The 23,581-nt window shown below is 62.9% G+C and carries 28 protein-coding genes and 1 pseudogene; 15 read left to right on the top strand and 14 right to left on the bottom strand.

The genetic code is table 11. The annotated features are described in order from the left end of the window. Window positions 1–48: 48 nt before the first annotated feature. The 4 genes from NGM15_RS08805 (at window position 49) to purF (ending at window position 3,599) form a co-directional block, all read left to right on the top strand. Entirely contained in the window at window positions 49–474 is a 426-nt protein-coding gene (locus NGM15_RS08805; protein WP_253429636.1) for a nuclear transport factor 2 family protein, read from the top strand. A gap of 184 nt (window positions 475–658) precedes the next feature. Then, a complete protein-coding gene (locus NGM15_RS08800) occupies window positions 659–1,198 on the top strand; it encodes a CinA family protein (protein ID WP_253437993.1) in 540 nt (179 codons plus the stop codon). Between the two features lie 260 nt (window positions 1,199–1,458). Further along, window positions 1,459–1,944: a metal-dependent hydrolase gene (locus tag NGM15_RS08795; RefSeq protein WP_253429633.1), complete on the top strand. Its 486-nt coding sequence runs from the start codon at window positions 1,459–1,461 to the stop codon at window positions 1,942–1,944. A gap of 182 nt (window positions 1,945–2,126) precedes the next feature. Continuing rightward, window positions 2,127–3,599 (top strand): amidophosphoribosyltransferase, encoded by a 1,473-nt coding sequence (purF, locus tag NGM15_RS08790; protein WP_253437990.1) that lies wholly within the window; start codon window positions 2,127–2,129, stop codon window positions 3,597–3,599. Window positions 3,600–3,681: 82 nt separating this feature from the next. Here the strand turns inward: purF and NGM15_RS08785 are convergent, their stop codons facing one another. Then, window positions 3,682–4,245: a DUF420 domain-containing protein gene (locus tag NGM15_RS08785; RefSeq protein ID WP_253429630.1), complete on the bottom strand. Its 564-nt coding sequence runs from the start codon at window positions 4,243–4,245 to the stop codon at window positions 3,682–3,684. A gap of 115 nt (window positions 4,246–4,360) precedes the next feature. Then, on the bottom strand, window positions 4,361–5,035 hold the full coding sequence (locus tag NGM15_RS08780; protein ID WP_253429627.1) for an HD domain-containing protein: 675 nt from the start codon (window positions 5,033–5,035) through the stop codon (window positions 4,361–4,363). Window positions 5,036–5,193: 158 nt separating this feature from the next. On the opposite strand from NGM15_RS08780, the gene NGM15_RS08775 reads away from it, so the two are divergent. Together NGM15_RS08775 and NGM15_RS08770 are read left to right on the top strand one after the other, a co-directional pair. Next, window positions 5,194–5,964: an alanyl-tRNA editing protein gene (locus NGM15_RS08775; protein ID WP_253429624.1), complete on the top strand. Its 771-nt coding sequence runs from the start codon at window positions 5,194–5,196 to the stop codon at window positions 5,962–5,964. Window positions 5,965–6,019: 55 nt separating this feature from the next. Beyond that, the gene (locus NGM15_RS08770) at window positions 6,020–6,424 is read left to right on the top strand and encodes a DUF7344 domain-containing protein (RefSeq protein WP_253429621.1); all 405 of its coding nucleotides are present in this window, start codon (window positions 6,020–6,022) and stop codon (window positions 6,422–6,424) included. A 183-nt stretch (window positions 6,425–6,607) separates the two neighbouring features. Here NGM15_RS08770 and NGM15_RS08765 read toward each other — a convergent pair whose 3' ends face one another. Both NGM15_RS08765 and NGM15_RS08760 read right to left on the bottom strand, forming a co-directional pair. Beyond that, window positions 6,608–7,378, bottom strand: a complete 771-nt coding sequence (locus tag NGM15_RS08765; RefSeq protein WP_253429618.1) for a DUF7001 family protein — start codon at window positions 7,376–7,378, stop codon at window positions 6,608–6,610. A gap of 79 nt (window positions 7,379–7,457) precedes the next feature. Beyond that, window positions 7,458–8,372: an NAD-dependent epimerase/dehydratase family protein gene (locus NGM15_RS08760; protein ID WP_253429615.1), complete on the bottom strand. Its 915-nt coding sequence runs from the start codon at window positions 8,370–8,372 to the stop codon at window positions 7,458–7,460. A 226-nt stretch (window positions 8,373–8,598) separates the two neighbouring features. Here NGM15_RS08760 and NGM15_RS08755 point away from each other — a divergent pair, with 226 nt between their 5' ends. Continuing rightward, a complete protein-coding gene (locus NGM15_RS08755; protein WP_253429612.1) occupies window positions 8,599–9,387 on the top strand; it encodes a hypothetical protein in 789 nt (262 codons plus the stop codon). Window positions 9,388–9,628: 241 nt separating this feature from the next. Here the strand turns inward: NGM15_RS08755 and NGM15_RS08750 are convergent, their stop codons facing one another. Beyond that, on the bottom strand, window positions 9,629–10,555 hold the full coding sequence (locus tag NGM15_RS08750; RefSeq protein ID WP_253429610.1) for a sulfide-dependent adenosine diphosphate thiazole synthase: 927 nt from the start codon (window positions 10,553–10,555) through the stop codon (window positions 9,629–9,631). A 182-nt stretch (window positions 10,556–10,737) separates the two neighbouring features. On the opposite strand from NGM15_RS08750, the gene NGM15_RS08745 reads away from it, so the two are divergent. Together NGM15_RS08745 and NGM15_RS08740 are read left to right on the top strand one after the other, a co-directional pair. Further along, a complete protein-coding gene (locus NGM15_RS08745) occupies window positions 10,738–11,130 on the top strand; it encodes an FxLYD domain-containing protein (RefSeq protein WP_253429607.1) in 393 nt (130 codons plus the stop codon). A gap of 81 nt (window positions 11,131–11,211) precedes the next feature. Next, a pseudogene (locus NGM15_RS08740) lies at window positions 11,212–12,728 on the top strand (flippase). Between the two features lie 221 nt (window positions 12,729–12,949). On the opposite strand, the gene NGM15_RS08735 reads toward NGM15_RS08740, so the two are convergent. The 8 genes from NGM15_RS08735 to NGM15_RS08700 all read right to left on the bottom strand — a co-directional run bounded on the left by NGM15_RS08735 (window position 12,950) and on the right by NGM15_RS08700 (window position 18,189). Beyond that, a complete protein-coding gene (locus NGM15_RS08735) occupies window positions 12,950–13,213 on the bottom strand; it encodes a DUF7314 family protein (protein WP_253429604.1) in 264 nt (87 codons plus the stop codon). Further along, complete coding sequence (locus NGM15_RS08730; protein WP_253429602.1) at window positions 13,206–13,643, bottom strand: DUF7315 family membrane protein; 438 nt, start codon at window positions 13,641–13,643, stop codon at window positions 13,206–13,208. Before NGM15_RS08730 ends, NGM15_RS08735 begins: the two co-directional genes overlap by 8 nt. Window positions 13,644–13,764: 121 nt before the next feature. Further along, a complete protein-coding gene (locus NGM15_RS08725; RefSeq protein WP_253429599.1) occupies window positions 13,765–14,538 on the bottom strand; it encodes a cytochrome b family protein in 774 nt (257 codons plus the stop codon). 6 nt (window positions 14,539–14,544) lie between these two features. Then, window positions 14,545–15,339: a cytochrome b gene (locus NGM15_RS08720; RefSeq protein ID WP_253429596.1), complete on the bottom strand. Its 795-nt coding sequence runs from the start codon at window positions 15,337–15,339 to the stop codon at window positions 14,545–14,547. Then, entirely contained in the window at window positions 15,336–16,211 is an 876-nt protein-coding gene (locus NGM15_RS08715; RefSeq protein ID WP_253429593.1) for a hypothetical protein, read from the bottom strand. Before NGM15_RS08715 ends, NGM15_RS08720 begins: the two co-directional genes overlap by 4 nt. A 2-nt stretch (window positions 16,212–16,213) precedes the next feature. Continuing rightward, window positions 16,214–16,618 (bottom strand): DUF7318 family protein, encoded by a 405-nt coding sequence (locus NGM15_RS08710; protein WP_253429590.1) that lies wholly within the window; start codon window positions 16,616–16,618, stop codon window positions 16,214–16,216. Window positions 16,619–16,620: 2 nt separating this feature from the next. Continuing rightward, complete coding sequence (locus tag NGM15_RS08705; RefSeq protein WP_253429587.1) at window positions 16,621–17,295, bottom strand: plastocyanin/azurin family copper-binding protein; 675 nt, start codon at window positions 17,293–17,295, stop codon at window positions 16,621–16,623. A 75-nt stretch (window positions 17,296–17,370) separates the two neighbouring features. Continuing rightward, window positions 17,371–18,189 (bottom strand): DUF7319 domain-containing protein, encoded by an 819-nt coding sequence (locus NGM15_RS08700; RefSeq protein WP_253429585.1) that lies wholly within the window; start codon window positions 18,187–18,189, stop codon window positions 17,371–17,373. Between the two features lie 149 nt (window positions 18,190–18,338). Here NGM15_RS08700 and NGM15_RS08695 point away from each other — a divergent pair, with 149 nt between their 5' ends. The 3 genes from NGM15_RS08695 (at window position 18,339) to NGM15_RS08685 (ending at window position 20,299) form a co-directional block, all read left to right on the top strand. Next, on the top strand, window positions 18,339–18,998 hold the full coding sequence (locus NGM15_RS08695) for a helix-turn-helix domain-containing protein (RefSeq protein WP_253429582.1): 660 nt from the start codon (window positions 18,339–18,341) through the stop codon (window positions 18,996–18,998). Window positions 18,999–19,070: 72 nt separating this feature from the next. Continuing rightward, a complete protein-coding gene (locus tag NGM15_RS08690; protein WP_253429579.1) occupies window positions 19,071–19,433 on the top strand; it encodes a DUF7344 domain-containing protein in 363 nt (120 codons plus the stop codon). Between the two features lie 380 nt (window positions 19,434–19,813). Next, window positions 19,814–20,299, top strand: a complete 486-nt coding sequence (locus tag NGM15_RS08685; RefSeq protein WP_253429576.1) for a DUF7321 family protein — start codon at window positions 19,814–19,816, stop codon at window positions 20,297–20,299. A gap of 17 nt (window positions 20,300–20,316) precedes the next feature. On the opposite strand, the gene NGM15_RS08680 is transcribed toward NGM15_RS08685, so the two are convergent. Beyond that, window positions 20,317–20,604 (bottom strand): GYD domain-containing protein, encoded by a 288-nt coding sequence (locus tag NGM15_RS08680; RefSeq protein ID WP_253429574.1) that lies wholly within the window; start codon window positions 20,602–20,604, stop codon window positions 20,317–20,319. A 118-nt stretch (window positions 20,605–20,722) separates the two neighbouring features. On the opposite strand from NGM15_RS08680, the gene pyk reads away from it, so the two are divergent. From pyk to NGM15_RS08665, 3 genes are all read left to right on the top strand, one after another. Further along, window positions 20,723–22,480 (top strand): pyruvate kinase, encoded by a 1,758-nt coding sequence (pyk, locus tag NGM15_RS08675; protein ID WP_253429571.1) that lies wholly within the window; start codon window positions 20,723–20,725, stop codon window positions 22,478–22,480. Between the two features lie 70 nt (window positions 22,481–22,550). Further along, window positions 22,551–22,904: a DUF7312 domain-containing protein gene (locus NGM15_RS08670; RefSeq protein WP_253429568.1), complete on the top strand. Its 354-nt coding sequence runs from the start codon at window positions 22,551–22,553 to the stop codon at window positions 22,902–22,904. Window positions 22,905–22,954: 50 nt separating this feature from the next. Next, window positions 22,955–23,527 (top strand): NfeD family protein, encoded by a 573-nt coding sequence (locus tag NGM15_RS08665; RefSeq protein WP_253429565.1) that lies wholly within the window; start codon window positions 22,955–22,957, stop codon window positions 23,525–23,527. Window positions 23,528–23,581: the final 54 nt, after the last annotated feature.

The following is a 23,581-nucleotide window of genomic DNA, read 5'->3' as shown; positions in this document are numbered from 1 at the left end:
GGCGGGCGATGCCATAGAACCATTGCCCTCGAGTGCGTGTGATGTGTCATGCCTCCGCTGGATGACACGCCTAACGGAATTGACCCCGAGGCACTCGTGCGGCGCTACTACGACCGCGTCGACGCCGACGACGTCGAGGGGCTGCTCGAACTCTTCTCGGAGACGATTACCTACGAACGTCCTGGACAGGATCCGATCGAGGGTCGAGCGGACCTTCGGGCGTTCTACGAGCGCGACCGCCCGCTCAAGGACGGCGAGCATAGCCTCGACGCCGTGATCGTCGACGCTGGCGATACTGGAGAAACCGACGTCGATGCTGCAATCGGCGACGGCGACCGGGTAGCCGTTCGTGGCCGGTTCTCGGGCGTCCAGGACGGCGATCCCGTTTCGTTCGGCTTCGCCGATTTCCACGAGATGAACACGGAGGGCGTAATCGAGACCCGCTGGACGTACACGGATCGCGACACGGTCTAGCGCTCGAGTCGCATTGGTTCGGGCTCGCGCGGCCTCCCGACCTCGTCTCGACCTGGCGACCCCACGATTCACGACGCTGGCTCCCGTCTGGGGAGATATGAGCAACGCCAACGTCGATTCGGACCAACCTGCCGAATCGTCGCCGACGGATCCCGCCACCCGAACTGGTTCGGCGTCTGGAGCGATGCAGTTCGACGCGCCGCTCGATCTCGTCTCCGGGGTCGGCCAACGACTCCGCGAACGCGGGGACACCCTCGCGGTCGCCGAATCCTGCACCGGCGGCCTCCTCGGGGGCGCGATCACCGCGGTTCCCGGCTCGAGCGACTACTTCGACAGCGGGCACGTCGTCTACGCCTACGACGCCAAGCGTCGCCACCTCGGCGTCTCCCGGGAATCGCTGGACGAACACGGGGCCGTCTCCGAACCCGTCGCCCTCGAGATGGCTCGCGGGGTGCGCGACGTCACGGACGCCACGTGGGGGGTCTCGATCACGGGCGTCGCTGGGCCCAGCGGCGGGACCGCGGAGACGCCGGTCGGGACGGTCTTCGTTGGGGTCGCCTACGCCGGTCCCTGGGGGACCGAAACCTCGTTCGCGACGGCGACGCGCCACCAGTTCGACGGCGATCGCCACGACGTTCGCATGCAGACGGTTCGAACCGCTCTCGAGCGACTGGTGGCGGTGCTCGAGTCCGGACCCGATTCCGAGTGCGAATCGACCTCCTGACTTCACTACACTAACGATACTAATACAATATAGTATGTATAGTAAAAGTGAACTGCCCGACGATGTGGACGATACCTCGAGCAGCCGGGGTCCAGAACACCTGAGTGAACGGTGACCAGAACACCTGAGTGAACGGTGACCAGAACACCTGACGTCACTCGGGGCGAAGCGGTTCGCGACCGGCCGTACGCGGGCGCGCTCTGGTTGCCCTGACCGTCACGAAGACAGGCTTTTCTCCCTCGGCTACACAGAGCGAGTCGATGAACAAGAAAGGACACGTGCTCAACGCCGTCCTCCTGAGCATCGGGCTGGCGTACCTCCTCGAGCCGGCCGGGGACGAGACGACCTTCGCGACGGTGCTCCAGGTGGGCGTGCCCGTCACGCTCGGGGCGCTGTTCCCGGACGTGGATACGGCGTTCGGGAGACACCGCAAGACGCTGCACAACCTGCCCATCCTGGTGGGGTTCGCTGCCTTCCCGTTCTACTTCGGCAACCTCGAGTGGGTCTGGCTCGGCATCCTGACTCACTACGTGCTCGACGTGGCCGGAAGCAAGCGTGGTATCGCGCTATTCTACCCGGTCTGGAAGAAGGAGTTCGGTCTGCCCGTCGGCGTCGCCGTCACGAGTCGGCAGGCGGACCTGGTAACTGTCCTGGTCACGGCCGGCGAACTGCTGATTGCCGGGGCCGTCATCTACCGGGCGGACGTCTGGGCGAGCGAGACGGCACGCGCGATGCTCGGGCTGTAGCCCGTTCGCGAAAACTCGGCGCTGCTCAGAAACTCGGCGACGGCGCTCGCATATGCACGGGCGTGAATATTCTCCCTCTCAGAATCGCGGATGCGAGCACGAACACGGGGGATTTTTATCGCCTTGGCCCGGTAGGTTCAGCCATGACTGATGGGCGGGGCGAGACACCCCGGCGAACAGGGATGACCGAGAAGTGCGGCGTCGTCGGCGTCGCGCTCGCGGACCGCAACGTCGCGCGACCGCTCTACTACGGACTCTACGCGCTCCAGCACCGCGGCCAGGAGTCCGCCGGCATCGTCACCCACGACGGCTTCCAGCAACACAGCCACGTCGAACTGGGACTCGTCGGCGACGCCTTCGACGAGGACGACCTCGAGTCGCTCGCGGGCTCGGCGGGGATCGGTCACGTTCGCTATCCCACCGCCGGGAGCATCGACACCTCCTGCGCCCAGCCGTTCTCGGTCTCGTTCAAGTCCGGCTCGCTCGGACTCAGCCACAACGGGAACCTCGTCAACGCCGACGAGATTCGAGACGACCTCGCCGCGCTCGGTCACGCCTTCACCTCCGACGGCGACACCGAGGTGATCGCCCACGACCTCGCGCGCAACCTGCTCGAGGAGGACCTGATCCGGGCGGTCAAGCGGACGATGCAGCGGATTCACGGCTCGTACTCGCTGACGATCATGCACGACGAGACCGTCATGGGCGTTCGCGATCCGCAAGGGAATCGCCCGCTGTGTCTCGGCGAACTCGAGGACGGCTACGTGCTGGCCTCCGAATCCGCGGCGATCGACACCCTCGGCGGCGAGTTCGTCCGCGACGTCCGGCCCGGGGAACTCGTCGTCCTGGAGGAGGACGGCTCCGGGTTCGACTCCTACCAGCTGGTCGAGGCCGAGGCGACTGCTCACTGTTTCTTCGAACACGTCTACTTCGCCCGTCCGGACTCACAGATCGACGGCACGCTGGTCTACGAGGCCCGACGCAGACTCGGGCGCAAACTCTGGGAGGAAAGCGGCGTCGAGACCGACGTCGTCATGCCGGTCCCCGACTCCGGGCGCGCGTTCGCCTCGGGGTACGCCGACGCCGCCGACGAGACGACCGCTCAGGGAGAGCCCCGGGAGGAGGACGACGAGGGCGTCGAGTTCGCGGAGGGCCTGATGAAGAATCGCTACGTCGGCCGGACGTTCATCATGCCGACCCAGGACGAACGCGAGCGCGCCGTGCGACTCAAACTCAACCCGATCACCTCGACCGTCGAGGGCAAGACCGTCACCCTCATCGACGACTCCATCGTCCGCGGGACGACCTCGAACCAGCTCGTCGAACTCCTCAAGAACTCCGGGGCTGAAGAGGTCCACATGCGCATCGGCGCGCCGCCGATCGTCGCTCCCTGTTACATGGGGATCAACATGGCGACCCGCGAGGAACTCATCGCCTCGGACAAGACGATCCCCGAAATCGGCGACGAAATCGATGCCGACAGCCTCGCGTACCTCTCGCCAGACGCCGTCGCCGAGGTGCTCGAGACCGATCGGGACGACCTCTGTCTGGGCTGTGTCACCGGCGAGTACCCCTACGACATCGACGGCGAGGCGACCGACCGGGACGTGACTCGCCCGCAGATCGGGCAGGCGACCGTCGACGCGGACGACTGAGCGGGCGGCTGTACTCGAGTCGAGCTGTTGTGTCGGGTGTCGGTCTCGAGTGAAGCTGGTGTGGGCGTTCATCGGGCGCCGGTCAGTAGATCACGTGCAACAACACGTAGACGACGACGCCGAGGCTGAACGAGACGAGCCAGAGCGCCGCGGCGATTCGCCCGACACGCGCGTGCGCGGTTCGTCGAAGTTCCGGCACGCTGTGACTCGCGGCGAGCAGGAGGACGTAGTACAGCAGGGGAATGCAGACGACCGCGAGCAGGATGTGGATCGCCAGGACGGGTAAATAGACGTACAGTCGGATCGCGTCCGGGCCCGGAAACGGCTGGGAGCCGCCGAGGACGATCAGCCGATACAGGTACAGGACGAGAAAGGTCGCGAACAGCACGGCCGAGATACCCATCAGCAAGCGGTGGCGGTCGACGTTTCCGCGTCTGATCGCGCGCCACCCCGTCGTGATCGTCACGATGGCGGTCAGACTCAGGAGGACGTTCACCGTGGGAATCGCCTCGAGTAGCCACGCGGGCGGCCTCGGAACGGCCGTCTGTGGAATCACGCCGCCAGCGGCGCCGAACACGAGCGCCAGGGAAACGAGCGAGAGCAGGGCCGTCAGGTGGGGCACGCGACCTCGAGTAACTGCAGTCATAGTTCGAAATCTGGCCCGAATCCCCAAATCGCTACCGTTCGCACGCTGGTGACGGTACGCACGGTTGGTGACGCGCGGTATCGATCACAGGCCAAGCCAGTGGACCGACTATCCGCTACTCGCCCAGCGCTGCAATTTCGTCCTCGAGCCACTCGCGGAACCACTTCACACGCTTGAGCCTGCGATGGGCGATCGAGTCAGCGGTATCGCTTCGGACGCGCGAGGCGGCGTCGAGGCCGCGCTCGAGGACCCGGTCGACCATCTCGTCGGCGTCCATGTGCGTCCGCGCTTCGTACCCCATCCGCAACAGCATGAGCGCCGTCCCGTTGGCACCGATCTTGTCGAGCAGATCGGCCTCGATGACACACTGGCTCTCCATCGAGAGGTCGGTCACGTCGCCCTGGTAGGAGTGGTACTCGATGGCGCGAGTGACCTGGGCGATGAACGACTCCGGATACTCGCTCTGGGCCTCGAGGTACTCGCGAGCGACGCGAGCGCCGGCCTCGGCGTGGAGCTCCTGGTCGGTCTCGAGTTTGGCAACGTCGTGAAACAGCGCAGCCACGCGCGTGACGTCGACGTCGGCGCCTTCCTTTTCGGCGATCTCGGTCGCCAGATCGACGACGTTGAGGATGTGATTGTGTCGGTACTCGGCGGAGTGCCAGGGGTACCACCGCATCCGACCGCCCTCGTCTTCTTTCTCGACGCTGGCGGCGAGGTACTCGAAGACGAACTGTTTCATGGCCTCGAACTCGGCGTCGGTGACCGTGGTCTCGGTTATCTCGACACCCACGATAGATCCCTCCGCAATATACGAACGATAGTCATTACACGAACATTAGAGTGATTCACTCTTTAGCCTTTGGTTCGGGGCGATGGACAGACGTTGGGTTTTGTCACGGTCGACGACACTCGCCAGCTTATATCTCCCTCGAGCCCCTGGGCTCGCCTATGACCGACCTCCTGTATCTCGAGGACTCGACCGTCCGAACGTTCGACGCCACCGTCGAGCGGGTTCTCGAGGACGGCCGCGTCGTCCTCGATCGAACGCACTTCTACCCCGAAGGTGGGGGTCAGCCGGCGGACACGGGAACCCTCCGCGTCGATTCCGACGGAGGGAGGCTCGAGTGGCCCGTCGCTGACGTTCAGAAACGCGACACGGTGTACCACGTCCTGGATCTCGAGGCGGGCACGAATTCGACGGCCGCGCCAATCGCGGACGTCCTGGAGCCCGGAACGACGGTAACCGGCGAACTCGACTGGGATCGACGGTACGCGCACATGCGCTATCACACGGCCCAGCACCTCCTCTCGGCGTACCTGCTCGAGGCCTACGACGCGCCGACGACGGGCAACCAGCTCTACGCCGACCGGGCCCGCCTCGACTGCGCGTACGAGCGCTTCCAGGACGACGACCTCGCGACGATCGAGGCGGCCGTCAACGACCTGATCCACGACGGCCTTCCCGTTCGCTGGTACGAACTCGAACGCGACGTCGCCGAAGCCGATCTGGACCTCGAGCGGACGCGCATCGATCTCCTGCCCGACAGTATCACGGAGATACGGATCGTCGAGATCGGGGACACGGACGATCCCTTCGACCGGGTCGCGTGCGCCGGCACGCACGTCCAGTCGACCGCTGACCTCGGCACGCTCGAGATCACTGGCCGCGAAACTGCCGGGAGCGGGGAGGAACGTATCAGGTTTCGACTTCTCGAGTAGCTGCCCAAAAATTTTTGGCGCAATTATTGAGGGGAAGAGGGTCCCGGTAGTAGTTATGTCAACCGTGCGAACACCGTCGGTGGAGCCGCTCTTCGAGGCGCTTTCGGATGCTCGACGCCGGTACGTGATGTCGCTGCTACTGTCCCGTCCACAGGTGAGCGTCGAGGAGCTTTGCGACGAGGTCGTCGCCTGGGAGCGAACGGGGGCCGAAGGCGCCGTCGTGCGAGAATCAGTAATCACCATTTCGCTGGTGCACAATCACTTGCCAAAACTCGACGACCTGGGGCTGGTCGACTACGACGTCGAGACCGGACGCGTCGCTCGAGCCGACGTCGACCTCGAGACGCAGCGCATCGTCGAGCGAGCGATCGAACTGGACGAGTCAGTACCGGTGGCACCCGCCTCGCCGGTCGGTAGCGCTTACCGTCCGGAATCGTCCCTCGCACTCGACGACGAATGATCGCCTGAGCGAGTGCGAGTGCGAACGCGAGCGACTGCACCCGTACCTGCACCCGCATCCGCGCCGTCACCCGCGTCCGCCTCAGCATTCGCAACTGCACCCGGGCCGTCGCTCGCATCTTCTTCGGCATCCACAACTACATCCTCACCATCGGCCGCACCTGCCTCAGCGTCCGCATCCGCCTCAGTCCGCATCCGCATAAACCGTGGCGTGCTCGGCACAGAACGCCGTCCCCACTAACTGGGCTCGAACGACAGCCTCGTGGGTGTGGGCATTGAACAGGCGGCAGGTCGGCTTCGCACAGAACGGCTCCCCAGTCGCGAGGTAGTGAACGGCCTGGAGCACGTACCCGCAAATCGCGTCGGTCGTCCGGGGGTCGTCTTCGAGGAGGAAGTCGTCCGCGACGTCGCGCTCGAGAATCTCTCTCGGTGGCACGTCGCCCGAAACCAGCGCCCGTCGCTGTTGTTCCTGGTAGTACGATTCGGGTTTGGCTGGCGCCTCGTACAGTCCAGGAACCGAGACGAGCGCCGGCTGGCCGGGAACCGTCACCCGCTTGTGCCAGCGTCCGTCGTGGTCGCCCCACGTCGCGAGTGCGCGGTCGAGAAGGACCACGTGTGCCCACCCGAGTCCTCGCTCGCCGGCCGGCAGTTCACGGTTGAGCGCGCGACCAATCTGCGCGCCGTCGTAGAGTACGCCGCCTTCCCGCTCGGGATGCTCGAGAACGCGCTTCTCGTAGCGAACGGTTCCGAGCATGGTGTTCCCAGTCTCTCGTTCGCGCGGCCGTCGAATTCGGGCGGCCGCGAACCGTTCCGCCAGACCGTCGCTCCGAACGTCGTCCAGAAACCGTTCTCGTACCGTTACCGACGCCTCGAGTCGCGACTCGAGCCACGCGGCGACGGCGTCTGCGTCGACGACGGTGGTCGGTGCGCGATAGATGGCGACGTGCTCGACCATGGTACAACGTAGTGGTACCATCGAGTGTAGTCGTTACGGTCAGCGACGGAACGACGATACGAGAATCGGCTGGTGCGACTCACTCCAGAAACAGCGGTCCCGCCACCTGCTCGAGTTCCGCATCCTCCCACGTGTGCTCCGGCTGCCAGCCGAGTTCCCGCCTCGCCTTCTCTGTGCTGAACGCCGACTGGTCCCCTTCGAGGGCACAGGACTCGGGCAGATCGCCGAAGACCGACTCGATCACCTCGGCGGTCGGGCGATCGAGGAAGTTGTTCTCGGCCGCCGCGAGGTACACCTCGTGGCTTCCGTGGTCGTGGCCCTCGGGGCCGGCCTCGGGGTCCGCCTCGAGCACCGCTCGAACGATCGAGACGACGTCGCGAACGTCGACGTACGACCAGAAGTTACCGTTCGGGTCCGCCGTCTCCGGATCGAACGTCTCCCGACCCCGGGCCGTCTGCTGGCTCCCCGGATACGTGATCCAGGAGGGCCGGATCGAGGTCACCGAGATGCCGTATTTGCGGGCGGTCGCCGCGGCGAGGTCTTCGCCGACGAGTTTCGACGTGGCGTAGGGGTCCTCCGGTCGCAGCGGGTGGTCCTCGTCGATCGGGAGGTACTCGGGGAGCCACGGTTCGTCGGCGAAGACCGACCCGTAGATGCTCTCGCTCGAGGCCCAGACGACGTCCGCGCCGATTCGGCCTGCGGATTCGAAGACGTGGTAGGTACTCTCGACGTTCGTCAGGAAGGTCTCGGCTCCCGGTTTGATCCCGTTACGCGGAATCGCGGCGAAGTGGACCACGGCGTCGGGTTCGTACGTTTGGACGAGTTCCCACGTCTGGCCCTGCTCCCTGAGATCGGCCTCGAGGAACGTGACGTTCTCGCGGGCCCGGGGCGGACGCTCGAGGTCGACGCCGACGACGTCGTGGCCGTCTCGCGCGAGGTCCTCGACGATCCAGCTACCAGCGCCGCCGGTCGCGCCGGTGACGACGAATTTCATGTGCGGACAGTGTGTACGGGTGACGAAAACCGTGTGGGTACCCACACCGCGCCGCTGCTATTGATTGGAGTGGGCTACTACTCTTGTGCGACATATACCAAACGTATTCTTAATATTATCATCGAAAAATAATCGACACTCAAAATACGATATATGAATCGCACTTTTATAAAATATTATAATATAAAATAGAAAATTATATAAATTCTCGAGTTAAGTATTTTCTATGGTCAATAGAAGGCAGGTTTTAGCCTCAGGTATCGGACTATCAACGCTCAATGTAGTTGGGACGGCTAATGCTGTAACAGAGAAGGCGGCGATCAGAGAATTAGGATTGGAAAACGAATATATTGAAGTGCTGCAAGAACAAGGCGTTGAAAAAGCCACTGAAATCTTAGAGAAGAACAATGTTGAGTGTGTACATAACAAATCAAAAATAACTGGGAGAGATCTCGTTGGTTCAGATTTCTCGACAGAAGGCCGTTATACTAAAACTGAGAGCGAGATTGATGTAATCATAGGCCGATTATCGAGAGGAGATAATTTATGGTATGCAGCAGGGAATGTAATATTTATTGGAGCAAAATCTACCGTCCGAGATGTTACTCAAATCGCAGATGCCATAGGAATCACATGGCCTGACTCAGATTGGACGGGAGAACGTCCCGATTCTGATGGTGTTAATTATTGGTCAACTTATGACAATAGTGAGCATGACATTGCCCCTCCCACACATGATATAAGTCATGAAGATTATGATACTGGAACCGGCGTTGCCGGCTCTGTAGATATCACTTATTCGATGCCACAACATACCATTGTTGGAATGGGTGTCCCGATAGAACGAATAAGGCCCGGAGCTAATGCAGTGCAATTTAATTATAAACATAATTATGCCTTTAGCTATATCACGGGCAGTGCATCAATTTCGATTTGTGCTGGCGCTCTTTGTGTTACACTCCCGTGGGGGGCTTCGACAGCTTGGGACATTGAGAGAGCAATCCTTATTGATTAGAAATATTTAAACCTAATTGGAAAATATAATTTAAAGGGATATTATGATGAAGAACGCTTTAATAGGAACGCAGCTTAGTGTTATTGGAACAGCAATTGTAGCTATTTCAAGCCATCCAGGAACCAGTAGTAACGTAGGTGCAGTTGGTATCCTCGTTCTTGTTATCGGAACGGTCGCGTTCACCCGAGGAATCCGAGAATGATTTCCACCGTCGTGGATTCAGCGTAATACGAGTTACTGTTCAATCGTCCGCGGGGACTCGGCTCGTCAACTCTACCGGGTCGGCGTCGACCTCGAGTTCATCGAGAGCAACTTGAGCGGCGCGCTTGCCGGAGACGAGCATGGCGCCGAAAGTCGGGCCCATACGCGGCAGGCCGTAGGCGGTCGCGGTCGCCATACCAGTCGCGATGAGTCCGTCGTGGACGAGGCCGGTGTGTTCGACGACGGCGTCCTCGCTCTTGCCGACCCACATCGAGTCGTGGCCGGGCGAATCGTGACCGGGGGCGCCGTAGGTGTCGCCGTCGGTCTGATCCATCACCGTGCCGCGCTCGCGAGCGTCCCGGATTCCGGGCGCGTCCAGGACGCCACGCTCGTCCAGTTTGGTGATCGCCATCGCATCGTGGCCCGTCGCGTCGATCACCAGGTCCGCCTCGACGGCGATGGGGTCGACGCAGGTGATCTCGCGGGGCAGGGCGTGGACCGGCGTCCAGTTCATCACGATGCCGGCGACACGGTGGTCCTCGCGGATGACGATGTCCGTGAACTCCGTCATGTTCTGCATCTTCGCGCCCGCGTCACAGGCGGCCTTGATCAGCGCGGAGCAGGCGTGGGGACCGTTGGCGACGTACAGCCCCTCGGTGTCGGCCGCCGGCTTGTACTCGACGTCCAGCTCCTCGAGCACCCGCTGTGCAGGAGAGCGGACGGTGACCTTGTTCATCAGGAAGCCGCCGAGCCAGAAACCGCCGCCGAGGTAGTTGTTCTTCTCGACGACCATCGTCTTCACGCCGCGCTCGGCGAGTTCCTTCGCGGCGGTCAACCCGGAGGGGCCGCCGCCGACGATGATGACGTCCGAATCGGAGAAGTCCATGAACTCCTTGGTCCACTCCTGTCCAATCGCTCGGGTTACGTCTGCTTCGCCAACGTCGCTGAACGGTTCGAACTCGCTCATATTCACAAGTGGTACGACCAGGTAGTAAAACGTATCGAATCCGCTCGAGCACACACCGATCACCGAGGAGCCGTTCGTTCGGCTCGAGACGCCCGATTACCGAGCGGCCGACGTCGTTCACTCGACGCGGCTGTTCCCGAAGGCTGAAGAGTCGACCCGTCGAACTGGTAGCTGACTCGCGTATGAAACGCCGCGCGCTCCTCGCGTCGACCGCCTTCGCCTCGCTGTCCCTCTCGGGGTGTCTCGACCTCCTGACGGACAACGGCGAGGACATCCTCCAGCCGACAGACCTGGTGGTCGTCTGGTCGGACCTCCTTCGGGAGAACCCCTGGACCGACGACGAGCGCGTTTCCGTCTGGGGACTCGTCCGCAACGAGGGGGAACGTGAACCGACTTACGTCGAGATTCGGGCAACGTTCTTCGACGCTGACGGCGAGGAACTCGACACCGTCATCGAACTCATCGACGACACGACGGAGGGAACCGACTGGCCGTTCGAAGTGGAGTTTCCCCACTTCGGCGAGGCGGCCAGAGAGGTCGCCAGCTACGAACTCGAACCAGCGACGAGCGTCTAAGCGAGTCGATATCTACTCCAGGTACCGACTCGAGCCGAACCGCCAACCCAGCAGTCGACCCAATACACGACTCTCGAGGACATGACCGAACACGATTCAGGGGTTTCCACGCTGGCGAAACAGGGGAGTATCACGTTCGTCGGGAACGTGCTCAACGGCGTCCTCGCATTCGCCATCGTGATGCTGATGACGCGGTTCGTCAGCCCCTCTGTCTACGGCCTGTGGGTACTCGCGACGTCGGTCATCCTCTTCATGCAGGTGTTCGCGAACCTCGGATTGCCGCTGGCCATCGATTACTTCGTCCCGCAGTACCTCGAGGCGGACGAACCCGGGAAGGCCAAGGGCGTCATCGTGCAGGTGACGGCGACCGTCCTGGTCACGTCGTCGCTGGTCGCGCTCGCCCTCGCGATGACGGCCGAGCGGTTCGGGGTCTTCTTCCGAGAGCCCTCGCTCGAGGTCGCACTCCTGTTGCTGGCAGTGACGATTCCGATGCTCGCGATGTACAACGTCCTGCTCAAATCCTTCTACAGCATCAAGAAGCTCCAGTACCGGGTCGTGATGCGCGACATCGTGCGCCCGGTGGTTCGGTTCGTCGTCACCGCGGCACTCCTCCTGGCCGGCTTCGGGTTACTCGGGCTCGTGGGCGGCTACGTTGTCGGGCTCTTCGTGTGCATCGTGGTCGGCGCCCTCCTCTTTACCTACCGCGCCTGGGAGATCATGTCGGCGACGTTCGAACCCGTCGCGCCGGGGCCGATGATCCGGTACTCGGTGCCGCTGGCCATGACGAGCGTCGTCTTCGTCCTGATGGGCCACGTCGATTACTTCGTACTCGGATACTTCCTCGACTCGGGCGAGGTCGGCATCTACCGCGTCGGCTACATGCTCGGCTCCGGGTTGATGATTATCTTCAACTCCCTCTCGCCCGTGTTCAAACCCCTCATCGCCGAAACGCGAGACGACACCGCTCTCGTCCAGGAGCGCTTTCGCGTCGCCGCTCGCTGGATCGTTGGCATCACCCTCCCGTTCGCGATCATCATCTCCCTCGGCGCAGAGGCGTTTCTCTCCGTGATGTACACACCCCAGTACGGCGAAGCCAGCGCCGTCGTCGCCCTCCTCGCGATGGCCTTCCTGTTCAACGTCACCTTCGGCGGCCCTGACGGCACTCTCCTGCAGGGATGGGCTATTCCCGTATCGTCTTCGCCAACACCCTCGCACTCTTCGGTACCAACCTCGTCGTCTCGTTCCTCCTCGTTCCGATTTACGGCATCAACGGGGCCGCTATTGGGTCGGCGTCCGCGCTCGTGGTCGTCGGCCTCTTGACCCTGGGCGAACTCCACGTCGTCGACGGCATCCACCCCTTCACTCGAGATTTCGGCACCGTCGTGTTCGCGGGGATCCCGGCCGCCCTCGCCGGGCTTCCGATCGTCCTCCTCGTCGATTCGCACCTCCTCATCGTCGCCACGCTCCCGCTCGTAGTTCTCTTCGTCTACGTGGCGACCCTCGTCGTCACTGATGCGTTCACGGACAAGGACATCCAGCTCGCCAACGAGTTCGGGTTCAATCTCCGATCCTGGTTACCGAGGCGGGGCGAACAGTGATGGATGGCGACCGTGACTGCTCGACCCGATCCGTCTCGGGCCACTGATTCGAGCCAGCGACTCCGAACCACTAGCTCGAGCCACTACTTTTGACCACCGACCTGAGCCACCACGAGTACCAGCGTAACCGACGGTAGCCCGTCCTCGAGAACGCAGACGCTCGATGGACAGATGAACAGGAAACCGATCGGGAGCCGGAAAAAGACGCGACGAGAGGTGGTTCAGTTGTTCTCGGCGTAGTGGGTTCGTACGCGACGGCCAGCCGGGATGAGCGCCCAGAACGTGACCGCGCCCAGGATACCGAAGTAGAACGCCGCTTCCTTGACGACCAGTGCTAGCATCGTGTACGTACCGGGGTCTTCGGGGTTCGGTCCGACGAGCTGGGTGTCGTAGAACGATGGCGTGTTGTACCAGCCTGCGAACGTCATCCACACCAGTAATCCGAGGGACAGGATTACGAAGCCCTTGACGAATTCGTCAGCCATTGTGTGGTCCTTCGTCGGCGTCGTCTTTAGCGTTTCCCATTCCTGCCGTCCGAAATCGCGTCGAAAACGCGTAGGCCCCGGCCCCGCTTGCGATCAGCGCCACGCCGAGCAACGCCAGCCCGATGCTCACGTCCGAGGCTGCCGCCTGGGCTCGATCGGTCGCGACGTCGAGCACGATGAACCCGCCGAGAATGCCGATCACCGCGAGCAGTGTCGAAAAGACGGTGATCGTCTTGTACAACCGCATGGGAACGACGACCTCGCGCTGGCCCGAGGCGCCGACTCGAGGCCCCTCTTCGGCGTTAGCACCGCTCTTGTTCTTGCTCTCGCTCTCGTTTTCGTTCTCGTCCTCGCCCCGGAGGCCTCGTTCGAACCGCTCCGTCCGTGCCTCCTCCGTCGGCGGGTCCGATCCCGATTCTGAGCCGCTCATAGCCGGGCTACGCGGCGACGCAAAATGAGTACTGTGACTCCGCGTCGATCGATCTCGAGTCGAGAAGGGTAACTCGAGGGTTCAAAAGCGGAAACGAAGCACCGTCATTGAGCGTGACGACCTACCGCGGCGGTCGTAATCGGTAGTATCGCTTGTTGAGATTGTACATGTACCCCTCCCGCATCGTCTTCAACACCGCGTAGGTGATGATCGCGCCGATAACGGGCAGGAAAAACGCCATGTCGAACGTGATGTGGACGTCCCAGGGGAACATGGCCTCGATTGGCAGGAGCGACAGCGTGAACGCGAAGATGACGCCCCCCACGCCAATCGACGCCCAGAACGGCTCCTCGACGGGTCGCCGAGCGCTCCCCTTGTTCAGGAACGGGAGGATCGCGATCGCCCCGAAGACGACGCCATTCGCCAGCACACCGTAGAGCTGGTCGGACATGATCTTCTCGCCCCCGGCAAGCGCCAGTTCGGGGTTCAGCGACTCGAGGTGCAACAGGCCGAACGACCAGTAGAGATACCAGTCGGGCAGGATGACCGACGGCGTCTCGGATGGATTTGCCGGGTCCTCGATCGTCGGCGGCAACAGCGCCGCGAGGAACAGCAACATACCGACGAAGAAACTCGCGAGCGCGATGTTTCGGATCGTCTCGTGAGGCCAGGCGGGGAAACCAAGTACGTCGCGCTCGACGTAACTCGACTCCTGGCGGAGGTCCTGGTCCTCCCGGCGGGCCCGCTCGAAGTACTCGTAGGTGAGCCGCGAGAGCCCGGTCGTTCGCTCTTTCCGTTCGCTCCAGGATGGCACCTCGTCGTCGGGGGCGACGATGCCGGTGCCGCTTCCGTCGGTTCGGACGTCGTTGTTTGCGTCGGTGTCTGTATCAGTCATGGTGGATCAGTGTGGTTCGGCGATGCCCTGCATCCAGACGATGCCGATGTGAAGTGCGATTAGCGCCGTGACGACGAACGGCAGGACGAACACGTGCAGGATGTACATCCGTTGTAGCGTCGGTTGGCCGAGGCTGAGACCGCCGAACAGCAGGTTCGCTGTCCACTCGCCGACGATGGGGACCGAAATCGCCATTTCGACGCCAATCTGTCCCGCCCAGAACGCGAGCTGGTTCCAGGGCAGGAGGTAGCCGGTGTACCCGAAGAGGACGGTCAGTGCCAGGAGTACCACGCCGAGCAGCCAGTTGACCTCTCGGGGTTCTTTGTACGCGCCCGTAAAGTAGACGCGAAGCATGTGCAGGAAGACCGCTGCGACCATCACCTGGGCTGCCCAGCGGTGGATGCTCCGGAGCATGAACCCGAAGTTGAGATCGGCCATAATTGCCTCGACGGTCTGGTAGGCAACCGGCGTCTCGCCGGCCGTCGACGGGGAGTAGTAAAATCCCAGCAACGCGCCGCTCAACGCGGCGACGATGTACGCGAGCAGCGAGAACGAACCTAGTGCATAGAGCGGATACCAGTACCAGAATTTGTTGTCCAGGTTGTACTGTTCGGTGTGGCTCTTTGGCATCTGGAGGTTGATCTTGTAGTACATATCCTCCAGCAACTCGAGGTAGTCGACGAGCCGGAGTCGTCGGTCGAACCAGATTAGCATCATTAGGTAGGACTTCTCGATGAGCGAGAGGTCCTTCTCCGCGAGCCACGCGCCGTGGTCGTGTTCGTCTTTGCGCTCTAAGCTCATTCTTCATCACCCGACCGCGGGAGCGCAACGAACTGCTGTTCGCTGATGCTGAACGGGTCGTAGACGGAGTTGTGGCAGTTACAGAAGATTTCGTTCGCGGCGCCGAAGGCGGCCGCGTCGTCGAGAGAACGGTAACCCGGTGCACAGCAGAAGTGCGTACACTTGTTGACGTAGCCGAGGTAGCGGCCGCCGTCTTCGTCCTCGGGGCAGGACGCTTCGACCCACTCGCGGATGCGGTCGTCCATGTTGTCGACCTCGAGTTGATCCGTCTTGATCACCAGCACGGGAACGGTCTGTTCCGGGGGAACGTTCTGTGATCGCCAGGTTCCCGTCGCGGGTTTGCCCTGGCCCGGCTCCCCGATGTCGTTGGTCCACTCGTCGTAGTCCTCGAAGTGTTCGGTGAGCATCGGGTCGCCATTTTCGACGTCCGACATCCACTCGTAGGAACCGGCGTCGTAACGAATCACCTGATCTTCGCCGTCTGCATCGGGGACGAGTCCACCGAAGGTCTGGAGCCCGCAGTACTGGTACCACTCGGTCGTGTAATCGACGCCGCCGAGTTCCATGCTCGCTTCGGTAAATTCGGACCCGTCGGGGAGGGTTTGCGTTTCCGGTTCGGGCCACACCCCGAGCAGCTGTCCCTCGTCGTCGATTTCGAGGGGGATTTGCGGAAGTCCGCGGGGGGCTGGACCAGCGAGCCGTTCTGCACCGAAGTAGTTGACGAATCCGCCGCCGCCACTCGAGGGGGCGGTCGCGCTGGAGACGGCGACTGCGCCGGTCGTCAGTACGCCGGCGAGCGCGGAGCCACCGACGACGCCCTTGACGAAGCGGCGACGATCGGATTCGACTGGATATTTGTCGTCGTTAGCCATTGTTATCGTTTGTAGTAGGGGTAGATTGCGCGTTTGATCGTGTCCCATGCACCGGTATCGTCGGTCAGCGTCTGCCCTTCGACGTCCGATTCCCGAACGTAGAGGTCTTCCCACTTGCGACGGCGCTTCTTGACGATCATCACGTCCGGCAGGAACTCCTTGCGGTACAGCAGAAGGATGAACCCGAGGTTGAGGAAGATCGCCGACAGCAAGAAGCCGAGGAACGTGTTTCCGACGCCGGCGTCGAGTCCAGCGATCGCCCAGTTCGCCGAGAGACCGTACACGAACAGCGAGACGAAGATTATCTGGACGAACGTCAACAGGACGATCGCGATCGCCGCTGCGGTGCTCTCACGCGCGGGTTCGTAGCGGTGAATGTCGCCGTAGGTACTTCCAGACGATGACATGGTTATTTCCTCCCTGGGCTGCTGGTATTGGCCGATTCACCGTACTTCAACAGGTAGAACGTGAAGACGAGGGCGATGAAGATCGCGAAGAACGACGCGACCCCGACGAAGTGCTTCTGGATCGGGACGCCGAGGTCGTGGATGTCGACGTCGGCGGCCGCTGCTCCTTCACCGCCTGCGTCCTGGGTCACTTCGACCGAGCCGGTCATCCCAACGCTCACGTGGGGATCACAGACGTACTCGTAGGTTCCCTCGACCTCGAACGTGTGTTCGTAGGTTCCTTCAGACTGGAGGTCCGTGTGGCCTTCCCAGCCTGCCTCCTCTGGCTGGCTTCCGGGGTTGATGTTGTGTTGGCCGGAGCCGACCCACTCCCAGACGACCGTGGTGCCGGGTTCGATGGTCAGATCTGCGGGAACGTACTCGTTGTCGTCAACTTCGACGGTTTCGGTGCCACCGCCTCCGCCGCCTCCGCCGCCACCGTCGGCCGACTCGTTGCCGCCTTCTTCGCCGTCTCCGCCGCCTTCGCCGGCTTCGGTGTCGTTTCCGTCGCCACCATCGCCTGTTTCGGTGTCGTTACCGTCCTCATCTTCCTGGGCTACGACGGGTGTCGCAGCAGTGGCGGCTACGGCACCCCCGGACACGCCGCTGGCCGCTACCATAAACTCCCGCCTCTTCATACAGTGTGGACTCAGGAACGTGTTCGCTTAAACCCACCGATGCAGACGCTGGCCGTGCCCCGCGGTATCGTGGGGTTACTCCTCGAGCGGCGACCGATTTCGGGGAGGTGAGTCGCGCTCGAAGGCCTCGTCGTCGATGGGGAGAAACGAGGGCCGGTCCCCGGAACCGATCGTCCGCAGGCGCGACTCGTATGCTTCGGTCCGGAATCGATCTGAGAGTCGAGCGTTCGCCACCATCAAGAACAGCACGAGCGAGATGACGACGAGCACGACGCCCACGACGCCGAGGACGAGCTGGGACTGGAGTCCCTGCACGAACCAGATCCCAATCGCGACGATCCCGATGACGAGCTGTGCAGCCGCCAGCAACTGGAGCATCCAGTTGCCGAGTTCGCTGTGGTCGCCCGAGAGGTCGGCGGGCTCGGGGAGGTGCCAGTCGGCGGGCGGTTCCTCGACCTCGTAGCTCTCCATCGAACACAGGGCAACCGTGGGCTTGACGTCGCGAACAACCGTTCCGCGACCTTCGACGGTCCCGTCCTGGAAGATGATCGCGTAGTCGGTGTCGGAGTACGCGACGAGGCTTCGTCGGCCGTCGACGACGGCGTACTCGAGCATCGCGAACACCTCCCGGTAGGCGATTCGGGTTTTGAGTTCCCGCTCGACGCGATCGAGGAGTTCGTCGCCGGTGATCCAGGTGTCCGGGTCGAAGGCGACATCCCACTCCTCCGGGGTCATCTCGGCCATGTCGGCCTCGCCGAAGTTCTCGAAGTCGTACTTCGACTCGACCTGCCGGCGGAGGTCCTCGACGGACTGGTCGTCGTCTCCAGTCGCTGAACCGTCGGCCGACGGCTCGGTCGTTCGGCCGGCGGGCGGTTCGTCCGAAGCGTCGGTCATCGTTCGACGATGGGACCCGTAGCCGCATAAGCGCCGCGACGTTCGCTGACGAACACCGCTAGTGGCGCCCAGGCTCACTGGGCCGGGGAAACGGAGAGCGGAATCAGGCAACACCAATACGTACGTGGCCGTCGTACCGTTGGCTAGCAATGAGTGTCACGCTGGAGTTTACCGTCGAGAACGACCAGTTCACCCTCGGACAGGTGCTGTCCGGGCCGCCGTCGATGCGCATTGAACTCGAGCGGATCGTACCCACGGGAACCTCCGCGATGCCGTTTCTGTGGGTGGCCGGCGACGACTACGCCTCGTTCGAGGAGAAGGTCGTCTCGCACCGCTTCGTCGACGACATCATCGCCATCGACCGCGTCGAGAACGCGGTTCTGTACCGCGTCACGTGGCACGAGGATCACACCGACCTGATTCGAGGGATCACGGACGCGCAGGGGACGGTGTTACAGGCTTTCAGCAACGGCAGCTGGGAGTTCCACGTTCGATTTCCAGACCACGACAAACTCTCACAGTTTCACAACTACACCACCGACAGCGGCATTTCTATCCACATCAACCGAACCTATACGGTCACCGAACGAACCGAAAGCGTCCACCAGTTCGGCCTCTCGGACGAGCAACGCGAAGCCCTCGTCCTCGGACTCCGTCGCGGGTACTTCGACACGCCGAGCGAGGCGAGCCTGGACGAGCTCGCCGACGAACTCGGCATCTCCCAGCAGGCCGTCTCCAATCGCGTTCGTCGGGGCACGAAACAGGTGCTCAGTGAGATGTTACTCTCGACTGCGGCCGACTTCGACTGAGCCCCGTCTTAAGAGGGTTGTCTCAACAATGATGATTCATTTCTCGATGGATCAAATACGCCTAATCAGGCTATGTCGAGACCAACCCTCGAGGACGAGTTCGAGCCCGAGACGATCGACGATCTGCAATCGATACTCTCGAACGGGTACACCCGTGGTGTCGTAGACTACTTCCACCGCTGCACCGACGATGTCGCCTCGCTCGACGAACTCGCCGACTACATCGTCGACGGCCAGTTCGACTGTGCGGCGGAATCGTCGCGAGACGTTACGATCTACCTGCATCACGCCGGACTCCCGAGATTAGCCAACGTCGGTCTCCTCGAGTACGACGAGCGGAGCAAGCACGTCCGACGGCGGGACCATCCCGTACTCGAGGCTTCCAGGGCATTCCACGAGTCCACCGAGTGCGACGAGAACGCCGGTGTGGCGTGACGGCGTTTTCGCCCCTCCAGGTGGCCGGTCGCGGGGCGGCCGGTCGCGAAGCGGTCGGTCTGCGTGACGAAGATCGTGTCTCCCTCGCGTTCTAACGCGAGTGACAGCGAGTGCGTCCGATTTGCCGGAACGGTCCCTCCGGTCTCCTCGAGGACCGGTCTCTCCGCTTCAGTCGGCGTTTTACGTTCCGTGTCCAGTAGCGTTTCACGTTTTGCATCCGGCAACGTTTCTCGTCCAGAGAACGTACGTTCCGTTCACGAAGATCCTGATCGCCCTCTCTCGAAGGCTCTCGAACCCTCTCGAACCCTACAAGTCGTCACCGTGGCCACGTCCCGGAACGCTTTCGCTTCGTTTATTCGTTCACCCTCCCGACATTCAGTATGGTCTCTGAGCTGGCGACAGCCACCGTTGCGCTCGTGATGGTCACCGCCAGTTTTCCCTTCTATCTCTACGGCGCCTGGATCATGATCGACACGGCGGTCGTCACCTGGGACGTCCTGGTCTACCACCTGAAGGTCATCGCCGTAGGCCTGACCTTGAACACGATTCCCGTCGTCTTCTGGATGGCACCGCGGGTGCTCGAGCAGATAAGCGGTCTGGCGGCCGTCCACGCGTTCTTCGGGCTCCAGGCGTACGCGATGTTACTCGTCGCGCTGACCGGGATCGTTCGCATACTTCAGGTCAAACTCACCCACGACCTCTACGGCGACCCCGACCAGGACGTCGACCTCGATGACCTCCACGAGCACATGGGCGCCTGGCGGCGACGACTCCGCGTGGGCGTCTTCGGCTACGTGTTCTTCTGGCTGCTGGCGTACCTGCTCGGTCTGATTCGTTATCTCCTCCGGTACGATGTGTTCCGATGACTGGGGGCGGCGCGTACTCAAATCTCGTCGACGATCGACGCGAAGTCGTCGGTATCGAGAATTTCCATCGTCTCGCAGTCCAGTCCGTGGCGATGGAGGGTCAGTGCCGACGTAAACGCCTTCTCGTGGTCCGGTGCGTCGAAGATAATCAGAAAGTCGTGACTCCCGAGGACGGCGTAAGAATCCCTGAGTTCGGCGTTGTGTTCCTCGAACTCCGACTGCACCTCCCCCCAGATCGATGCGAGTTCCTGTGCGTTCTGGACGTCTCGGTCGCCAACGTCGACGAACGATGCGTAGAGCGGCATGTGTCCGACCACTTTGCCACGGAAGTAAATCGTTTGGCAGGCAGGTGCCATCGCGACCGCCCCGTCGACCGTCGTCCAGGACGTGCCTTTTTTCACAGCGCTCGGCCAACGGACGGCCATGCGAAACGCGAAGATCGTCTGTACCCTGGGGCCGGCGACGAACAGTCGCTCGGCTATCCGGGATCTCTCAGAGGCGGGAATGGCCGTCGCCCGGTTGAACGCCAGTCACGGGTCACTCGAGGATCGCGCAGAGTTGATCGACCGGGTTCGACGCGTCGACGAGGCGACGCCAAATCCCGTCGCCGTGATGCTCGATACGAAGGGACCGGAGATTCGAACGGCGCCGCTTCCCGGCGGGGAGACGGTGACCCTCGAGACCGGGAGCGAGATTCGGTTCGTCGAAGGGACGAACGCCTCCGCCGAGGAAGTCGGCCTGTCCGTCCCGCTCACCAGCGTCGAACCCGGCGACCACATCCTGCTGGACGACGGGTTGATCGAGACGACCGTCACCGGAGTCGACGGGGAGGCGGTCCTCGCCCGCGTCGAGACCGGTGGCGAACTCGGCGGGCGAAAGGGGGTCAACCTGCCGGGCGTCGCCCTCGACCTCGACGTCGTCACCGAGAAGGACCGTCGTGACCTCGAGTTGGCCGCGGAGAAGGACGTCGACTTCGTCGCGGCGAGTTTCGTCCGGAACGCCGACGACGTCTACGAGGTCAGCGAGGCTCTCGAGTCATTCGGGGCGGAGATTCCGATCATCTCGAAGATCGAACGCGCAGGCGCAGTCGACAATCTCGACGAGATCATCGAGGCCTCCTACGGGATCATGGTCGCTCGTGGAGACCTGGGCGTCGAGTGTCCGATGGAGGACGTTCCGATGATCCAGAAGCGTATCATCCGGAAGGCCAGGGAGGCGGGACGCCCGGTCATCACGGCGACGGAGATGCTCGATTCGATGGTTCACTCCCGCCGACCGACGCGGGCGGAGGCCTCAGACGTGGCGAACGCCGTCCTGGACGGGACCGACGCGGTCATGCTCTCGGCCGAAACCGCCGTCGGCGACCACCCGACGGCCGTCGTCGAGGCCATGGACAGCATCATCCGCCAGGTCGAACGCTCGGGAGAGTACGCCGAACTGCTCGAACAGCGCGTGCCGACCGCTGGCGAGGCCCGGACGGACGCACTGGCCCGCTCGGCGCGATATCTGGCGCGTGACATCGGCGCCGACGCCGTCGTCGCGGCGACCGAATCCGGCTACACGGCACTGAAGACGGCGAAGTACCGCCCCGGCGTGCCCGTGGTCGCCTCGACGCCGAGCCACCGCGTCCGGCGCCAACTCGCGCTCACCTGGGGCGTGACGCCGCTCTACGCCAGCGTCTCGGATCAGGGGGCCGACGCCGTCGTCTCGCGGGCGGTTCAGTCGGCGCTCGACGCCGGAGTGGCCGAGAGCGGCGACACCGTCGTCGTGCTCTGTGGCATGATGACCGAACTCGAGGGTGCGAACACGACGAACATGATGAAGGTCCACGTCGCGGCGGACGCCCTCGAGACGGGGCGCGTGGTCGTCGACGGTCGCGCGACGGGACCGATCGCCCGCGTCACGGACGGCGACCTCGCGGCGATTCCCGACGGCGCGATCATCGCCCTCTCTGCGGACTTCGACGCCGAGTTCACCGGCGACGTCGGGAAGATCGGCGGCATCGTCGACGCCAGGCCCGGTATGACGGGGTATCCGGCGCTCATCGCACGCGAGACGGGCGTCCCGATGGTGAGCGACGCCGACGTCACCCACCTCCAGGACGGGCGGACGGTGACGATCGACGGCGAGCGCGGTGTCGTCTACGATGGGGACGTTCGCGGTCGATCGACGCGAAACTAGGTTGGATCGACGTCCAGGACGACGGAGCGTCGAACCGCGGCTTTTTGCCTGCAGCGATCGAAGCCGGGGTATGGACGACAGGAAATCGGATCGTGTCTCGGACCGAGCGAGCGACCGGACCGAGCGCGCGCAGGCCCAGTCCGATGGACTCGAGCGACGTGCTGACGCGGACGACGAATACAACGAGGACGAAGACGAGGGCGCGTGGGGCCGCATTCCCATCTCGGATCCGGCCTCGCGACGCCAGCATACCGAGGACGACGATACCGTCGCCCCCGGCGACCCGTCCGCGTCCGAACCAGAGCCGAACGACCAACCGGTCCGATCGGGCGACCCGTCCCTGGAGAGCGCCGTCTTCGTCTTGCTCGGGGCAATCGCCATGGTGCTCGTGATGGTGAGACTCGGGTCGATCTTCGCCATCTGAGTGGCCGGCCGCGGTAAACCTTTAATCGGGCTGAGACCTAACCCTCACGCATGGTCGAATTCCTCGTCGACAATCTCCCCGTGGTGCTCCTGGCGGCCGGACTCGGATTAATGGTGCTCGAGGCGATTTCCCCGGGCGCGCACCTCATCGTCATCGGGGTCGCCCTCGCCGGCGCGGGGCTCGTCGGGATGCTTCTCCCCCTGACGCTCAGCCCATTCATCCTCGTCGCGTTGACGCTGGTCATCGGCGTGATCGCCACCTACGTCTACCGCGAGTTCGACTTCTACGGTGGGAAGGGAACGGCCCAGACTCGCGACTCGGATTCGCTGTCGGGATCGACCGGCTACGTCACCAAGACGGTTACAAACCGAAGCGGCGAGGTCAAACTCGACGACGGCGGGTTCGCCCCGTACTACTCCGCGCGATCACACGACGGGACGATCGAGGAGGGCGAGGAGATCATCGTCCTAGACCCTGGCGGCGGGAACGTCCTGACCGTGGCGTCGCTCGAGGCGCTCGAGACCGACAGCATCGACCGGGAACTGGCCCGAGAAGCCAGGCAGGCGGACGCCGAAAACTCCTCGTCCCGAGATACCGTCTCCGAGACGGAAGGATCAGGCTGAGAGAAATGTTAGTGAAATAAGGGAACGCTTTTAGTCCCACCGACATAAGTTCCG

Origin of the sequence: Natronosalvus halobius, assembly GCF_024138145.1 — an archaeon.
GTDB classification, from domain to species: Archaea; Halobacteriota; Halobacteria; order Halobacteriales; family Natrialbaceae; genus Natronosalvus; species Natronosalvus halobius.
This window is presented reverse-complemented; position numbering and strand designations above follow the sequence as displayed.